Genomic DNA, 15429 nt, shown 5'->3' with positions numbered 1-15429 from the left:
AGGCGTTTGCCTTCTTTTTGTCCCTTTCATTGACGCTGCGCCCTTGCCGTTATGTGCGAGGTGTCGATGAGCTAGTCATAGCCACCCACCGTTAATAGCTTCATTACCGCCCGATAGGTCGTGTAGGCAAGCCAGTTGAGCAAGCGCTCGCCCGCCGGACGGGCATCATAGCGCGCCTCGTCGATCCGGCGCGATTCCCTGAACGCGGCGATGATCGCTTCGCGCAGCGCGCCGATCGACGGGTCGTTCACCAGCACCACGTTGGCTTCGTTGTTGAGCATCAGGCTCAATGCGTCGAGGTTCGACGAGCCGACCGTCCCCCAGTTCGAATCCACCACCGCGACCTTGCCGTGCAGCATGGTTTTCTCGTACTCGGCGATCTGCACGCCGGCTTTGAGCAGCGCACGATACAGGAACGGCACGGCGTAATCGAGCGCCTTGAACTCCTTGCGCCCGATGATGAGCTTCACGTCGACGCCGCGCCGCGCCGCGAACACCAGCGCGCGCCGCAGCTTGCGGCCCGGCATAAAGTACGGGTTGGCCAGCAAGACTTCGCTGCGGGCCTGGCCGATCGCGGTCAGATACGCCTTTTCGATGGCGCGGCGGTTGATCAGGTTGTCGCGCGCGACGAAGGCCACGCATGGCAGCCCGCCGGCCCAGAGCGCCTCGTTGCGATTGCGGCGCCGGCGGCGCAGCGTGCCGAGCGACGCCATGGTCTTCGGCCCGAGATCAGGCCCGAGCGAATCCAGGGGCCGATGCCCGAGATGGATCCGCCGCCATTGCACCTCGAACGCCTGGCGGATATCGGCGACCACCGGCCCCTGCAATTCCACCGTGAAATCCCAGCGCCGGTAAGGCAGCTTCTCGCCGTTGTTCTCGTAATCGTCGACGATGTTGATGCCGCCGCAGTAGCCGAACTGATCGTCCACCACCGCGATCTTGCGGTGCGTACGCGAGAAGCCGAAACGCCCGAACAGATGCGGGTTGTAGATGCGATGGTCGATGCCAGCGAGCGGCCATTCGTTGAACATCGGCAGGCGCTCGGTGCCGATGCCGTCGGTAATCACGCGCACCTTCACGCCGCGCGAGGCTGCGCGCAGCAAAGCCGCGCTGACGGCCCGGCCCGCGCTGTCGTCACAGAAAATATAGGTTTCGAGAACCACGTCGCTTTGCGCCGCGTCGATGCGCTCGATCAGCGTGGCGAAGTACTCTTCGCCGGAACGCAGCAGCTTGACCTCGTTGCCGCTGGTGAAGCGGTAGCGCTGCCAGTAGCGGCGGCCGAGCAGCGCTTGACGGAGTCGCGCGAAACGGCGCGCGCCGCCGACGCTCACCGGGCACGCTCCTCGGGCTGGCCATTCAGGCGCCCAGCGAGCCGTTTCGGCAATTGCAGGATCGCGTCGGCATTCGACGACGAAAAGCAGCGCGAGGCCGCCTCTTCATAGGGCAGCCACAGGAACGCGGTGTGCTCGCGCGGCGCGAGCGTCACTTCGAGCTGCTCGGGCACTTCCAGACTGAACCAGTGCTCGGTGTTGTGGATCACGCCCTCGGCATAGCGATGCCGGAACTGAGGGTAGATCTCATAGTCGATCGAGTACTGCCAGTCGAACAACGCACTGTGCGGCACGAGCGTACTGCCGATCACGATGCCGGTTTCCTCCGCCACTTCGCGCGTCGCCGTCTCGACGAAGGGTTCATCGAGCCGGTCTTTCGAGCCGGTCACCGATTGCCAGAAATCTGCGTGATCGGCACGCCGGATCAACAGCACGTCGAGCGCGGGCGTATGGATGACGACGAGTACGGATTGCGGGATCTTCGGCGGTTTCGGCATGGCGTAAAGACTGGGCGCAACGCTTGCGCGGTACATGTCGGCGAGTGGTCCAATAAGCGGTCGAGACCGGTTGCTGCGACTGTAACGCAAAAAACGAAAAAGGCGCATCACGCGCCTTTTTCGTTTCGCTTTTTCGTCACCTCACGCTGTCGTTTTCAGACAGCTCTAGTTTGATCCAGCTTAGACCTTCGGTTCCGGCTGACGCAGACGGATGTGCAACTCGCGCAACTGGCGCTCGTCCACTTCGCTCGGCGCCTGCGTGAGCAGACACTGCGCGCGTTGTGTCTTCGGGAACGCGATCACGTCGCGAATCGAATCGGCGCCGGCCATCATCGTGATGATGCGGTCCAGACCGAATGCGATACCGCCGTGCGGCGGCGCGCCGTATTGCAGCGCGTCGAGCAGGAAGCCGAACTTGGCTTGCGCTTCTTCCGCGCCAATCTTCAGCGCGCGGAACACCTGGCTCTGCACTTCTTCACGGTGGATACGCACCGAACCGCCGCCGATTTCCCAGCCGTTCAGCACCATGTCATAGGCCTTGGCGAGGCAGCGCGCCGGATCCGTTTCCAGATACTCGAGGTGCTCGTCCTTCGGGCTCGTGAACGGGTGATGCGCGGCGACGTAGCGGTTGTCTTCCTCGTCGTACTCGAACATCGGGAAGTCGATCACCCACAGCGGCTTCCAGCCGGATTCGACCAGGCCGTTGGCTTTGCCGAATTCCGAATGGCCGATCTTCAGACGCAGCGCGCCCAGGCTGTCGTTCACCACCTTCGCACGATCCGCCGCGAAGAAAATGATGTCGCCGTCTTGCGCGCCAGTGCGCTCGATAATCGCCTTGACCGCTTCGTCGTGCAGGTTCTTGACGATCGGGCTTTGCAGACCGTCACGGCCCTTCGCCACTTCGTTGACCTTGATCCAAGCCAGACCCTTCGCGCCGTAGATGCGCACGAATTCCGTGTAGCTGTCGATGTCGCCACGCGAGAGCTCGCCGCCCTTCGGCACGCGGATCGCCGCGACGCGACCGTCTTTCGTGTTGGCCGGCGTGCTGAACACCTTGAAGTCGACGTCTTTAACCGCGTCCGTCAGGTCGGTGAATTCGAGCTTCACGCGCAGATCCGGCTTGTCCGAACCGAAACGGCGCATCGCTTCCGAATACTCCATGACCGGGAATTTCTCGGCCAGTTCGACGCCGATCGTTTCCTTGAACACGTGACGGATCATCGCTTCGAACAGATCGCGGATTTCCTGTTCCGACAGGAACGAGGTTTCACAGTCGATCTGCGTGAATTCCGGCTGACGGTCAGCGCGCAGGTCCTCGTCGCGGAAGCACTTGACGATCTGGTAGTAGCGATCGAAGTTAGCGACCATCAGCAGTTGCTTGAACAACTGCGGCGATTGCGGCAATGCGAAGAACTGACCCGGGTTGGTACGCGACGGCACGAGGTAATCGCGCGCGCCTTCCGGCGTGCTCTTGGTGAGCATCGGCGTTTCGATGTCGATGAAGCCCAGCGAGTCCAGATACTTGCGCACTTCGATCGCGACGCGGTAACGCAGACGCAGGTTGTGCTGCATCTGCGGACGGCGCAGGTCGAGCACACGGTGCGTGAGGCGCGTGGTTTCCGACAGGTTGTCGTCGTCGAGCTGGAACGGCGGCGTGATCGACGGGTTCAGCACGATCAGCTCGTGGCACAGCACTTCGATCTTGCCGCTCTTCAGCGAGGCGTTCGTGGTGCCTTCCGGGCGGGCGCGAACCACGCCCTTGATCTGCAGGCAGAACTCGTTCCGGACGCCTTCGGCAGTCTTGAACATTTCCGCGCGATCCGGATCGCAGACGACCTGAACGAGGCCTTCGCGGTCACGCAGGTCGATGAAGATGACGCCGCCATGGTCACGGCGGCGGCTTACCCAACCGCACAGCGAGACGGGTTGGCCCAGCAGTTCTTCGGTCACCAGACCGCAGTATTCAGATCTCATCGACATGATGTTTGTCTTTCGTTTTGCATTGGTTGGACGGCGCGCGGCGATAAACGCTGCGCGCCGGCATTACAGCGGAGGCTCGACTGTCGTGCGGCGCACCGGCGCCGGCGGCGCGGACGGCGCCACGACGCCCATCGAGACGATGTACTTGAGCGCAGCGTCGACCGTCATGTCGAGTTCGATCACTTCGCTCTTGGGCACCATCAGGAAGAAGCCGGACGTTGGGTTCGGCGTAGTCGGCACATACACGCTGACGTAATCTTCTTTCAGGTGATTGACCACGTCGCCGCCCGGAATGCCGGTCAGAAACGCAATCGTATAGGAACCGCGGCGCGGGTACTCGATCAGGAGCGCCTTGCGAAACGCATTGCCGCTGCTCGACAACAAGGTGTCCGACACCTGTTTGACGCTGGTGTAGAGCGGGCCGACCACCGGAATGTGAGCGACCACGACTTCCCACCACTTCACGAGCTTCTGCCCGATGAAGTTTTGCGTCAACAGCCCGACAACAAAGATGAACGCCAGCGTCAGCACCGCGCCGAGGCCCGGCAAACGGAAGCCGAGCGCGCGCTCCGGCTGCCATGAGGTCGGCAGCAACAATAGCGTCTGGTCCATCGTGCCGATGATCAGGCCGAGCACCCACAGTGTGATAGCCAGAGGCACCAGCACCAGCAGGCCAGTCAGGAACACCGATTTGAGCGTCGTTTTTTTCGTCGTCATGTGTACCGCCAGAAAGCCGCGCGAGCCGATACCCGACGCGCGGCGTGTGCGCCGCCCATAAGGGCGGCCATGCTACTAGGCGCTGCCGGAACCGCTCGAACTGGCCGAAGCGGCGGGTGCGGCAGCAGGCGTGGCGGCTGCGGCAGGCGTTGCGGCGGCGGCCGTGCCGTTGGCCGGAGCCGTGTCGGAATTCGCCGCGCCGCCGTTCCCGGCTGCAGCGTTTTCGCCCGAATTCGCATTCGAGCCGCCGTTCGCGTCGGGCTTGGCCGGCGCGCTCGCGCCGCCGTTACCGCCGCGGAAATCGGTCACATACCAGCCGGAGCCCTTCAACTGGAAACCGGCTGCTGTCACCTGCTTGCGAAAGGTGTCTTTCCCGCACTCGGGACACTGCGTCAACTGGGGGTCGCTCATCTTCTGAAGCACGTCCTTCCCGAAGCCGCATGACTCGCAACGATAAGCGTAGATCGGCATGAACTTTTCCCTACTGAAATCTTGTAAACGCTTGCAAAGCCTTGAATTATAGCCGCATATGGCTAGTCACCCGCGATTTTCGGGGACAAACGCCAGGCGCAGCCGCCGTTCACGTAAATGGGGGCGGCCGCTATCGAATCAAGTGCGGCCCGAGCCGCCGTCAAACGCGGCGGCGACGCGCTCAGGCACGACGGCGCCAGCTCATCCAGCGCTCATGGCCAGCAAAGACGGGAATCGAGTCGTTCACGGCTTCATCTTCGATCAGATCGAAGTGCGGCATGAGCAACGCGTCGAGTTCAGCGCGCTCGATGCCGAACGGCGGCCCCTTCGGCGTCGCGCCGATGAAAAAGAAACCCGCCAGCAACGCACCAGCCGGCAACAACTCGGCCATCCGTTGCGCGTAGTCTGCACGGCGCTCCACCGGCAACGCACAAAAGAACGCGCGCTCGTAGATCCATGCCGGCGTGAACGGCGGTTCGTACTTGAAGAAGTCAGCCTGTTCGACCAGTTGCTCATGCTGCGCACCCAATTGCTTGTGCGCTGCCGCCACGGCAGCCGGCGAGAAATCGATCGCCCGGACTGGATTGCCTTGTTGCGCCAGCCAGAGCGCCTCGTAGGCACTGCCGCAGCCGGGAATCAGTACGGCGGCGCCGCTGTGCCGGCCAGCGAATGACTGGAACGCCGACGGCACGCCCGCCTGATCCCACGGCGTGAAATGGCGTTCGAAGCGCTCGTCCCAGAACTCGGGCGAGTTGGGATCGCGGGTCGCGAAGTCGGGTGCGGAAGGCGGGTTCGGGTCGCTCATGGGATGCCTCGTAGGAATCAGGTTCGGGATCACCCGCCGTAGGCGAACGCCAGAAACGCCCGTGCCAGCACCGCGCCGACACCCACCGCCACGCCGAATAGCAGCAAGCCTTGCAGCAGCCGGTTGGTACGCTTCTGCTCGAGCAGAATCTGGCGAATCATGTCGTCGTTCACGCCGCGCGTGTGGTCGTGACGCTGAGCCAGCACGTGATGAATCAGGCGCGGCAACTGCGGCAGTGTCTTGCTCCACTGCGGGGCTTCGATCTTCAGCCGCTCGTACCAGCCGCGTAGACCGATCTGCTCGTTCATCCAGCGTTCGAGATAGGGTTTGGCGGTCTTCCACAAGTCCAGCTCAGGATCGAGCGAACGGCCGAGCCCTTCCACGTTCAGCATGGTTTTTTGCAGCAGCACCAGTTGCGGCTGGATTTCCACGTTGAAGCGGCGCGAAGTCGAGAACAGGCGCATCAGCACCTGGCCGAGCGAAATATCCTTCAACGCGCGGTCGAAATAGGGCTCGCAAACTGCGCGGATCGCGCTTTCCAGTTCCTCGACCCGAGTCGTAGGCGGTACCCAGCCGGACTCCAGATGCAGCGTGGCGACACGGTGGTAGTCACGCTTGAAGAAAGCGAGGAAGTTCTGCGCGAGGTAGTTCTTATCGAAGTCCGACAGTGCGCCGATGATGCCGAAGTCGAGCGCGATATAGCGGCCGAAGTGCGCCGGATCGAGGCTCACCTGAATGTTGCCCGGGTGCATATCGGCGTGGAAAAAACCATCGCGGAACACCTGGGTGAAGAAAATCTCGACGCCTTCGCGCGCCAGTTTCGGAATATCGACGCCGGCCGCGCGCAGCGTCTCCACCTGGCTGATCGGCACGCCGACCATGCGCTCCATCACCAGCACGGTGGGCGTGCAGAACTCCCAGTACATTTCCGGCACCAGCAGCAGATCGAGCCCGGCGAAGTTGCGGCGCAGCTGGCTGCCGTTCGCCGCCTCCCGCATCAGATCGAGTTCGTCGTGCAGATACTTGTCGAATTCAGCGACCACCTCGCGCGGCTTCAGGCGCTTGCCGTCGGCCCATAAACGCTCGGCCCAGACGGCGATGTCGCGCAGCAAGGCCAGGTCGGAATCGATCACCGGCAACATGTTCGGCCGCAGCACCTTCACGGCGACCGACTTGCCCGCGTGCTGCCCTGCTTTCACCTTGGCAAAGTGAACCTGCGCGATCGACGCGCTCGCCACCGGCACCCGCTCGAAATCGTCGAACAGCACGTCGACCGGTGCGCCGAGCGACTTCTCGACCAGCCCGATCGCCACCGCCGAATCGAACGGCGGCACTTGATCCTGCAGCTTGGCCAGCTCATTGGCAATATCGACCGGCAGCAGATCGCGCCGCGTGGACAGCACCTGGCCGAACTTGACGAAGATCGGCCCGAGGCTTTCGAGCGCGAGCCGCAAACGCACACCCGGAGGTGCTTCGAACTTGCGGCCGATGGTAGTGATACGTAGCAGCAGACGCACACGCCGGTCGTTGACGCGGCTGAGCATCATCTCGTCGAGACCGAATCGAATGACCGTGAAGAAAATCTTGAGGAAACGCAGAAAACGCATAGTTGTGCCCGATGACTAGCGCGTGCCGCGCAACGTGGCGGCGCCGCCCGGCGCATCTGCGCCGCGGGCTTCGACCTTCTGTTCAAGACGCTCGATGCGCTTTTCCACGCGCGCCAAAGCATCGCGGGCGCGGGCCAGTTCGACGTTGAAGTCTTCCAACGCGGCGCGGCGCACCAGTTGCGGGTTTTCGTCGAGCAGATACTCAGCGGCAGTGTCGAGCAGATTGCGCCCGGTACGCCGCGCATGTTCGCCGACCGTGCGCACGACCGACGCGACCCGCCATGCCGGACCGTCGCCGATCAGCTTCGCCAGATCCTCTTCGGGCTCCCAGCGCAGATGCTCGGCGAGCTTGGCGATCACGGTCGCAAACTCGGCGTCGCCTTCGATCTTCACGTGCTTCATCACGGCGGCCTGGCCGCCTTGCATGAAGGCAGGCAGCGCATCGGACGGCACCGAGATGGTCACATCGAACTGTTGCGCATCGGTTTCGTCGACCGCGCCGAGGTAGCCGTCGGGTTGCACCAGCAGCATCAGCACGACTGGCGGACAGGACAGTCTGGCGGTCTTGCCCGCGTAAGGGGCGAGGCGCTCGCGAGCCCACGATTCGCGGGCGAGCAGATGATTGACAGCAGCAGCGAAGGGCTTGGCGGCGAGGGTCATTGAAAGTGGCAAGAAAAAACCCGCGCGGGCGAGGTGCCCGCGCGGGTTCCTATTGTAACGTCCGTTCGCTTCGCGGCTTGCTATGCCGAACGGCCAATGCTTTGTGCAAAATCAGGGCAAGCAGGGCTGTCCCGGCCCTGCCCCGCTGCTGGCTCAGTGCTGCGCCACCTGCTGAATGCCGGCCAGCAGCCAGCCTTCGCCAGGGCGGTTCGCCTTCGTCAGGTTCCAGACCTCGACGAACGGCTCTGCCGCAGCACCCGCCGATTCGCGGATCAAACCGGAGAAGCGCACGCTGGCGAAGTATTCGGTTGCACGTTCTTCAACGCCCAGCAGCTCCGCGTTCAGTTGCACCACGTCGGTCTGATTGGACTCGGCACCGCGCGAGTTCAGATCGACCTTCACTTCGGCGAACATTTCCGGCGTGGTGAATTCGCGGATGTCTTCCGTGTTGCCGACGTCCCACGCGGCTTGCAGGCGCACGAAGTACACCTTCGCGTTGCGCAGGAACGCTTCCGAATCGAAGCCGGCCGGCACGGCCGGGGCAGCGTTGATCGACGGCGTAGTCAGCGGGTTGCCTTGCGGTTCGAGGTACGAGCCGGTGGGCGGAGCGTTGTAACGCGGCTCCTGCGTATAGCCGGTGCCGCCCGCATTCAGCGACGGTGCGCCACCCGCGTACGACGGTTGCGACGTATCGCGCTTACGACCCATGAAGCGGCGGATCAGCCAGATGCCGATCATCGCGATGACCGCGATCACGATGATGTTGGCCATAGCGCCGGCGAACGCGCCGCCCAGACCGAAGTGCGACAGCAGCGCCGCGATACCAAGACCAGCCGCAAGACCGGCGATCGGCCCAAGCCAGCGCGAGCGATTAGGCGTTGCGGCGGGAGTCGGCGCGGGCGCCGGTGCCGGCTGCGCGCGCTGCTGCATGGCCTGATTGCTTTGGGAAGGTTGCGACGGGGTCGACTGTTGCTGAACCGTGTTCGACTGACGGCCAATGCTACGGCCGCCGCCCATGCGGCGGGCTTCCGCATCGAGCGAGGCGAGAGAGCCGGCCATGATTAGACCGACCATCGCGATCAGTCCGATTCTTCTCACCAATGACCTCGTAACCTTACGGGGAGATAACACACCTGAATCGGACATTTTCGTACTTTCCTTTAAAAATCGATGGGTTAGGAACCCTAGTATTTGGTCCCCACATGTAAAGCTACCACGCCAGCTGACAAATTGTAATATTTGACGCCGTCCAGGCCCGCTTGTTCCATCATTGTTTTTAAAGTTTCCTGATCCGGATGCATCCGGATCGATTCCGCGAGGTAGCGGTAGCTCTCGGCGTCTTTCGCAAAGCGGTCGCCGAGCCACGGCAACACTTTAAAAGAATAGACGTCGTAGACCTTTTTTAGCGGATCCCACACCTTCGAGAACTCCAGCACCAGCAGACGGCCTGCCGGCTTCAACACCCGCCGCATCTCGGCGAGCGCCACATCCTTGTGCGTCATGTTGCGCAAGCCGAATGCCACCGTCACTACGTCGAAGTAATTGTCCGGAAAGGGAATTTTCTCGGCATCGCACAGCAGCGCCGGCGTGATCACGCCCTTGTCCAGCAGGCGATCGCGGCCCACGCGCAGCATCGACTCGTTGATGTCGGTGTGCCAGACTTCCCCGGTTTCACCCGCCTGTTTGGCGAACGCCTTCGACAGATCGCCCGTGCCGCCCGCGATATCAAGCACCTTGAAGCCCGGCCGGACGTTGGCCTGGGCGATCGTGAACATCTTCCACGCCCGGTGCAACCCGCCCGACATCAGGTCGTTCATCAAGTCGTAGTTGGAGGCGACCGAGTGGAACACGCCCGCCACCTTCTGCGCTTTTTCCTGTTCGTCGACCGATTGAAAGCCGAAGTGGGTTTTGCTCATCGCGCTCGTCCTTTCGCGTATTCTGAAATGTTGCGCCGCATCAGCGCGGCGACCAGGGCGAATCGTATCAGTGACAGTGCCCGTGCGCAGCACCGGCTGGCGCCATCGGGGCATCGCGGTCGACGCCGGCCGCTGCCAGTTTGGCGAGATAGTCGCGCCAGAGTTCATCCTGACGGACGGCCATGTCGTACAGCAGGTCCCAGGAATAGATGCCGGTGGCGTGTCCGTCGGAGAAAGTCGGCTGCACCGCATAGTTGCCGACGCCTTCGATCATGGTGATCGTGACGTCGCGTTTACCGGTTTGCAAAGTTTCCTGGCCGGGCCCGTGGCCCATCACTTCTGCCGACGGCGAATACACGCGCAGCAGTTCGAACGGCAGGCGATACGTTTCGCCGTTTGCGTACTGCAATTCGAGCACGCGCGATTTGGAATGCACGACCACGCCGGTCGGCACCGGGGTATCGGGAGTCAATCCACTCATGATGACCTCATAACAAAAAGCAGAGCAGCCCCAAGCTTTCCGCTCCGCAGGAGGTCCCTTGGGGGATTGGCCCGTCGGGGCACTAGCGCGAAGCGGCTGGTTCGGCGGCGCTCAGCCAAACGCCTGTTCGATTTCTTGCCGCACAGCTTCGCGCAGCAGGGTAGCTTGCGCACGGCGCGACGACAGCATGGCTTCGGACACCGTGCGTTGGCGCGGCGCCCAGATCGGCAGCGGGAAATGAGCGTCGTTCGAAAAACGCGGTATCACATGCCAATGCACGTGCGGCACCTGGTTGCCGAGGCTCGCCAGGTTGACCTTCACCGGCTGGAGAATGCGCCGGATCGCACGCTCGACCGCATACACGGCCCGCATCACGCGATCGCGGTCGGTCTCGGCGAGATCGGAAAACTCAGCGATATGCTTGTTCCAGATCACCCGGCAAAAGCCCGGGTAGTCGTGTTCGTCGGCGAGGACGACACGCAGGGTGTCGTCCTGCCACAGCACATCGCCGCCATCTTCACGGCAAAAAACGCAGTCCATCGTCGTCCTCAGGCAAAAATCGTCAGTCGTGCCATTAAACCAGCACGCGCTCGATACCGCCATTGTTCGCCCGCTGGACGTAATCCGCCATCCAGTCTTCGCCCAGCACGTGACGTGCCATTTCGACGACGATGTAGTCCGCCTCGGTGCCCGCATCTTCGTTGTAGCGCGACAGGCCTTGCAGGCAGGATGGGCAGCTCGTCAGGATCTTCACCTCCGTGGCGCCGTTGGGTTGCGGCCCGTCGCCCGCCTTGAGCACGGAACCGTCCGGCGCACCCGCCGCGCCGGCCGACGCATTGGCCGCGTTGATCCCATTCGCACCCGCCTCAGCCACCAAAGGAATGCCACGGAGCTTCGCGGCGCCCTTGCGCATTTCCTCTTCCTTGCGGAAACGGACCTGCGTCGAAATATCCGGGCGCGTCACCGCGAGTGTGCCGGATTCGCCACAGCAGCGATCGTTCTTCTCGATCTTGTAGCCGTCGTTCTCCGACCCCATCAGTTGATTGACGAGCTTGACCGGGTCCATCGTCTTGATCGGGGAGTGGCACGGGTCGTGGTACATGTAACGCACGCCGTTCACGCCTTCGAGCTTGATCCCCTTCTCGAGCAGGAACTCGTGGATGTCGATGATCCGGCAGCCCGGGAAGATCTTCTCGAATTCGTAGCCGGCGAGCTGGTCGTAACACGTACCGCACGACACCACCACCGTCTTGATGTCGAGATAGTTCAGCGTATTCGCGACGCGGTGGAACAGCACACGGTTATCCGTGACGATCTGCTCGGCCTTGTCGAACTGGCCTGAGCCGCGCTGCGGGTAGCCGCAGCACAGGTAGCCCGGCGGCAGTACCGTTTGTACGCCCGCTTCCCACAGCATGGCTTGCGTGGCCAGACCGACTTGCGAGAACAGCCGCTCTGAGCCGCAGCCCGGGAAGTAGAACACCGCTTCCGTATCGGCCGTGGTCGTCTTCGGATTGCGGATGATCGGGACGATCTTGTTGTCCTCGATATCGAGCAACGCACGCGCGGTTTTCTTCGGCAGGTTGCCCGGCATCTTCTTGTTCATGAAGTGGATCACCTGCTGCGTGACCTTCGGCTTGCCGACGGTTGCCGGCGGGTGCGCCGTCTGCTTCTTCGCGAACTTCTTCAGCACGTCGTTGCCGAGGCGCTGCGCCTTGTAGCCGATGCCCATCATCGCGGTGCGCGCGAGGTTGATGGTCTGCGGGTTGGTGGCGTTCAGGAAGAACATGCCGGCCGCGTTGCCCGGATTGAACTTCTTCTTGCCCATCTTGCGCAGCAGGTTGCGCATGTTCATCGTCACATCGCCGAAGTCGATCTTCACCGGGCACGGCGTCACGCATTTGTGACAGACGGTGCAGTGATCGGCGACGTCGTTGAACTCGTCCCAGTGCTTGATCGACACGCCGCGGCGGGTCTGCTCTTCGTACAGGAACGCCTCGACCAGCAAGGAGGTCGCGAGAATCTTGTTGCGCGGGCTGTACAGCAGGTTCGCGCGCGGCACGTGAGTCGCGCACACCGGCTTGCACTTGCCGCAACGCAGGCAGTCTTTGATCGACTCGGAAATCGCGCCGATGTCGGACTGCTGCATGATCAGCGATTCGTAGCCCATCAGGCCGAAGCTCGGCGTGTAGGCGTTGCGCAGGTCGGCGCCTTCGAGCAGCTTGCCCGCGTTGAAGCGGCCATGCGGATCAACGCGCTGCTTGTACGCGCGGAATTCGCCGATCTCTTCCTCGGTCAGGAATTCGAGCTTCGTAATGCCGATGCCATGCTCGCCGGAAATCACGCCATCGAGCGAACGCGCCAGCTTCATGATGCGCGCAACCGCCGTGTGGGCGTCCTGCAGCATCTCGTAGTTGTCGGAGTTGACCGGCAGGTTCGTGTGGACGTTGCCGTCGCCCGCATGCATGTGCAGCGCGACGAACACGCGGCCACGCAGGACCTGCTTGTGAATCGCCTGGGCTTCTTCGAGGATCGGCTTGAACTCGCCGCCGTTGAAGATCTGACGCAACTCAGCCCGGATCTCCGCCTTCCACGACACGCGCACCGTACGGTCTTGCGTGATATGGAACACGGTCGCATCCGGCTGCGCGTCGGCGCGATCGGCGAACTTCTCCGCCAGCCCTTCGTAACCGAGGCCGACCAGATAGTGCTGCGCCTCACGCAAGGACAAATCAAGCTTGTCGCGTAGGAATTCCCAGCGCGTGCGCACCTTCTTCAGCATATCGAGCGCCTGCTGCACGCGATCTTCGAGCAACTCCGCGCTCGGGATTTCGTTGGCGTCGTCGCTCTTGCCGAGCGGCAGCTTGCCGCCTTTGAAGAACGCTTCGAGCGCGTCGACCAGTTGCAGCTTGTTCTTGATCGACAGCTCGATATTGATGCGTTCGATGCCGTCGGTGTACTCGCCCATCCGGTTGAGCGGGATCACCACGTCTTCGTTGATCTTGAACGCGTTGGTGTGCTTGGCAATCGCGGCGGTACGGCTGCGGTCGAGCCAGAAACGCTTGCGCGCTTCAGCGTTGACGGCGACGAAACCTTCGCCGCTCTTGCCGTTGGCCATGCGCACGACTTCCGAGGTCGCTTGCGCCACCGCGTCCGCATCGTCGCCGACGATGTCGCCGATCAGCACCATCTTCGGAAACGCGTTGCGCTTGCTCTTGGTCGCGTAGCCGACCGCGCGCAGATAGCGTTCGTCCAGATGCTCGAGGCCGGCGAGAATCGCGCCGCCCTGCTTCGACGTTTCGAACAGATAGTCTTTGATCTCGACGATGCTCGGAATCGCTTCACGGGCCTGACCGAAGAATTCGAGGCAGACCGTGCGCGTATGCGCCGGCATCTTGTGCAGCACCCAGCGCGCCGACGTGATCAGGCCGTCGCAGCCTTCCTTCTGCACGCCCGGCAGACCGGCGAGGAATTTGTCCGTCACGTCCTTGCCGAGACCTTCCTTACGGAATACGCGGCCCTTGATGTCGAGCGCTTCCGTGCGCAGCAGTTTTTCGCCCGGCGCGTGGTTGCCGTCGAACCACTTCAGCTCGAAACGCGCGACTTCGATGTCGTGAATCTTGCCGAGGTTGTGGTCCAGACGCGTGACTTCGAGCCAGTTCCCTTCCGGGTCGACCATGCGCCACCAGGCGAGGTTGTCGAGTGCCGTGCCCCACAACACCGCTTTCTTGCCGCCCGCGTTCATCGCGACGTTGCCGCCGACGCAGGATGCATCCAGCGAAGTCGGATCGACGGCGAACACGAAGCCGGCCTGCTCGGCCGCTTCGGTCACGCGGCGGGTGACCACGCCCGCACCAGAGAAAATCGTCGCCACCTTGCGCTCGACGCCCGGCAGTTCGGTCATCTCGACCGCACCCAGCTGCTCGAGCTTTTCCGTGTTGATGACGGCCGAAAACGGCGTGAGCGGCACCGCGCCGCCTGTGTAACCCGTGCCGCCTCCGCGCGGAATCACGGTCAGACCGAGTTCGAAACACGCCTTGATCATGCCGGCGATCTCGGCCTCTGTATCCGGCGTCAGCACGACGAACGGGTACTCGACGCGCCAGTCAGTCGCGTCGGTCACGTGCGAGACGCGGGACAAGCCGTCGAACTTGATGTTGTCCTTTTCCGTGACGCGGCCCAACACCTTGGTCGCGCGACGGCGCAGATCGAAGGTCTTCTGGAATTCGCTCTCGAAATCGTCGACAGCGCGGCGTGCAGCGGCCACCAGTGTTTCAACGCGGGCGGCCCGATCGATGCCCGCTTCATCGCCGTGCTGGACCAGATCGGCGCGACGGCGCTTTTCGATCTCGCTCAGACGATGATGCAGCGCCTCGATCAGCAGCGCGCGGCGCTTCGGATTGTCGAGCAGGTCGTCTTGCAGGTAAGGATTGCGGCGTACGACCCAGATGTCGCCGAGCACTTCGTACAGCATCCGTGCCGAGCGGCCGGTGCGGCGTTCCGCGCGCAGTTCGGCCAAGGCCGCCCAGGCTTCGTCGCCGAGCAGACGGATGACGATTTCGCGGTCGGAAAACGACGTGTAGTTATAGGGAATTTCGCGCAGACGCGCTTCGGGATCGGCGGCCACCGCAGTGGCGGCCCCGTGCGGATCGAAAACTTGAGGTGCGTTCATGTTCGGACGACTCGGTGGGTCAACCGGGCGCGCTCATCTCTGTGAGGCGTCGGCGGACAGTGCGCGTGGGGCGCAATGCTGGAAATCTTCTAGGGGAGCGAAGCGCAACCGACGGCCTACCCACATCAGTCGCTTCACGGCGCTCAGAGACAGCTACACGATCGCGCGTGGCGGACGTGACGCTCCGCCGCGGGGCAAGACTCACGCGGGACGGGCATCAAGTGGGCGATCCGAGGCTGCCAGTGCATCTTCCGATCCTTATTCCAAAATGGAATTCTACCCCATGATCCCGCCA

13 protein-coding genes are annotated in these 15429 nt (G+C 62.8%); all 13 read right to left on the bottom strand.

Annotated features, from left to right (window positions below; all coding sequences use genetic code 11):
• Positions 1-71 precede the first annotated feature (71 nt).
• Positions 72-1331 (bottom strand): cardiolipin synthase ClsB, encoded by a 1260-nt coding sequence (gene clsB, locus M0D64_RS36070; RefSeq protein ID WP_266261249.1) that lies wholly within the window; start codon positions 1329-1331, stop codon positions 72-74.
• Complete coding sequence (nudB, locus tag M0D64_RS36065; protein ID WP_266261268.1) at positions 1328-1828, bottom strand: dihydroneopterin triphosphate diphosphatase; 501 nt, start codon at positions 1826-1828, stop codon at positions 1328-1330. Before nudB ends, clsB begins: the two co-directional genes overlap by 4 nt.
• Before the next feature lie 180 nt (positions 1829-2008).
• On the bottom strand, positions 2009-3808 hold the full coding sequence (aspS, locus tag M0D64_RS36060) for an aspartate--tRNA ligase (protein ID WP_154560523.1): 1800 nt from the start codon (positions 3806-3808) through the stop codon (positions 2009-2011).
• 63 nt (positions 3809-3871) lie between these two features.
• Positions 3872-4525: a DUF502 domain-containing protein gene (locus tag M0D64_RS36055; RefSeq protein ID WP_093646478.1), complete on the bottom strand. Its 654-nt coding sequence runs from the start codon at positions 4523-4525 to the stop codon at positions 3872-3874.
• A 75-nt stretch (positions 4526-4600) separates the two neighbouring features.
• The gene (locus M0D64_RS36050) at positions 4601-4996 is read right to left on the bottom strand and encodes an FmdB family zinc ribbon protein (RefSeq protein ID WP_266238492.1); all 396 of its coding nucleotides are present in this window, start codon (positions 4994-4996) and stop codon (positions 4601-4603) included.
• A gap of 181 nt (positions 4997-5177) precedes the next feature.
• Entirely contained in the window at positions 5178-5801 is a 624-nt protein-coding gene (locus M0D64_RS36045) for a methyltransferase domain-containing protein (RefSeq protein ID WP_171926268.1), read from the bottom strand.
• A gap of 29 nt (positions 5802-5830) precedes the next feature.
• Entirely contained in the window at positions 5831-7408 is a 1578-nt protein-coding gene (gene ubiB / locus M0D64_RS36040) for a ubiquinone biosynthesis regulatory protein kinase UbiB (RefSeq protein WP_171926267.1), read from the bottom strand.
• Positions 7409-7423: 15 nt separating this feature from the next.
• Positions 7424-8068 (bottom strand): SCP2 domain-containing protein, encoded by a 645-nt coding sequence (locus tag M0D64_RS36035; RefSeq protein ID WP_171926266.1) that lies wholly within the window; start codon positions 8066-8068, stop codon positions 7424-7426.
• A gap of 153 nt (positions 8069-8221) precedes the next feature.
• Positions 8222-9214, bottom strand: a complete 993-nt coding sequence (locus M0D64_RS36030; protein ID WP_171926265.1) for a Tim44 domain-containing protein — start codon at positions 9212-9214, stop codon at positions 8222-8224.
• Between the two features lie 38 nt (positions 9215-9252).
• The gene (gene ubiE / locus M0D64_RS36025) at positions 9253-9984 is read right to left on the bottom strand and encodes a bifunctional demethylmenaquinone methyltransferase/2-methoxy-6-polyprenyl-1,4-benzoquinol methylase UbiE (RefSeq protein WP_153137354.1); all 732 of its coding nucleotides are present in this window, start codon (positions 9982-9984) and stop codon (positions 9253-9255) included.
• Positions 9985-10051: 67 nt separating this feature from the next.
• The gene (locus M0D64_RS36020; RefSeq protein WP_171926264.1) at positions 10052-10465 is read right to left on the bottom strand and encodes a gamma-butyrobetaine hydroxylase-like domain-containing protein; all 414 of its coding nucleotides are present in this window, start codon (positions 10463-10465) and stop codon (positions 10052-10054) included.
• Between the two features lie 111 nt (positions 10466-10576).
• Positions 10577-11005 carry an HIT family protein gene (locus M0D64_RS36015; RefSeq protein ID WP_171926263.1) on the bottom strand — a complete coding sequence of 143 codons (429 nt, stop codon included), beginning with the start codon at positions 11003-11005 and terminating at the stop codon, positions 10577-10579.
• Positions 11006-11039: 34 nt separating this feature from the next.
• Positions 11040-15134, bottom strand: coding sequence for a DUF3683 domain-containing protein (locus tag M0D64_RS36010; RefSeq protein WP_266261248.1), 4095 nt, complete (start codon positions 15132-15134; stop codon positions 11040-11042).
• Between the last annotated feature and the right edge of the window lie 295 nt (positions 15135-15429).

Origin of the sequence: Paraburkholderia sp. WS6 (assembly GCF_030464835.1) — a bacterium.
Taxonomy (GTDB): Bacteria; Pseudomonadota; Gammaproteobacteria; order Burkholderiales; family Burkholderiaceae; genus Paraburkholderia; species Paraburkholderia madseniana.
This window is presented reverse-complemented; position numbering and strand designations above follow the sequence as displayed.

Coding starts and splice junctions, on each gene's coding strand:
- M0D64_RS36050 (WP_266238492.1), bottom strand. CDS start 4,996: ATGCCGATCTACGCTTATCGTTGCGAGTCATGCGGCTTCGGGAAGGAC.
- M0D64_RS36030 (WP_171926265.1), bottom strand. CDS start 9,214: ATGTCCGATTCAGGTGTGTTATCTCCCCGTAAGGTTACGAGGTCATTG.
- M0D64_RS36035 (WP_171926266.1), bottom strand. CDS start 8,068: ATGACCCTCGCCGCCAAGCCCTTCGCTGCTGCTGTCAATCATCTGCTC.
- ubiB (WP_171926267.1), bottom strand. CDS start 7,408: ATGCGTTTTCTGCGTTTCCTCAAGATTTTCTTCACGGTCATTCGATTC.
- aspS (WP_154560523.1), bottom strand. CDS start 3,808: ATGTCGATGAGATCTGAATACTGCGGTCTGGTGACCGAAGAACTGCTG.
- M0D64_RS36055 (WP_093646478.1), bottom strand. CDS start 4,525: ATGACGACGAAAAAAACGACGCTCAAATCGGTGTTCCTGACTGGCCTG.
- nudB (WP_266261268.1), bottom strand. CDS start 1,828: ATGCCGAAACCGCCGAAGATCCCGCAATCCGTACTCGTCGTCATCCAT.
- ubiE (WP_153137354.1), bottom strand. CDS start 9,984: ATGAGCAAAACCCACTTCGGCTTTCAATCGGTCGACGAACAGGAAAAA.
- M0D64_RS36010 (WP_266261248.1), bottom strand. CDS start 15,134: ATGAACGCACCTCAAGTTTTCGATCCGCACGGGGCCGCCACTGCGGTG.
- M0D64_RS36015 (WP_171926263.1), bottom strand. CDS start 11,005: ATGGACTGCGTTTTTTGCCGTGAAGATGGCGGCGATGTGCTGTGGCAG.
- M0D64_RS36020 (WP_171926264.1), bottom strand. CDS start 10,465: ATGAGTGGATTGACTCCCGATACCCCGGTGCCGACCGGCGTGGTCGTG.
- M0D64_RS36045 (WP_171926268.1), bottom strand. CDS start 5,801: ATGAGCGACCCGAACCCGCCTTCCGCACCCGACTTCGCGACCCGCGAT.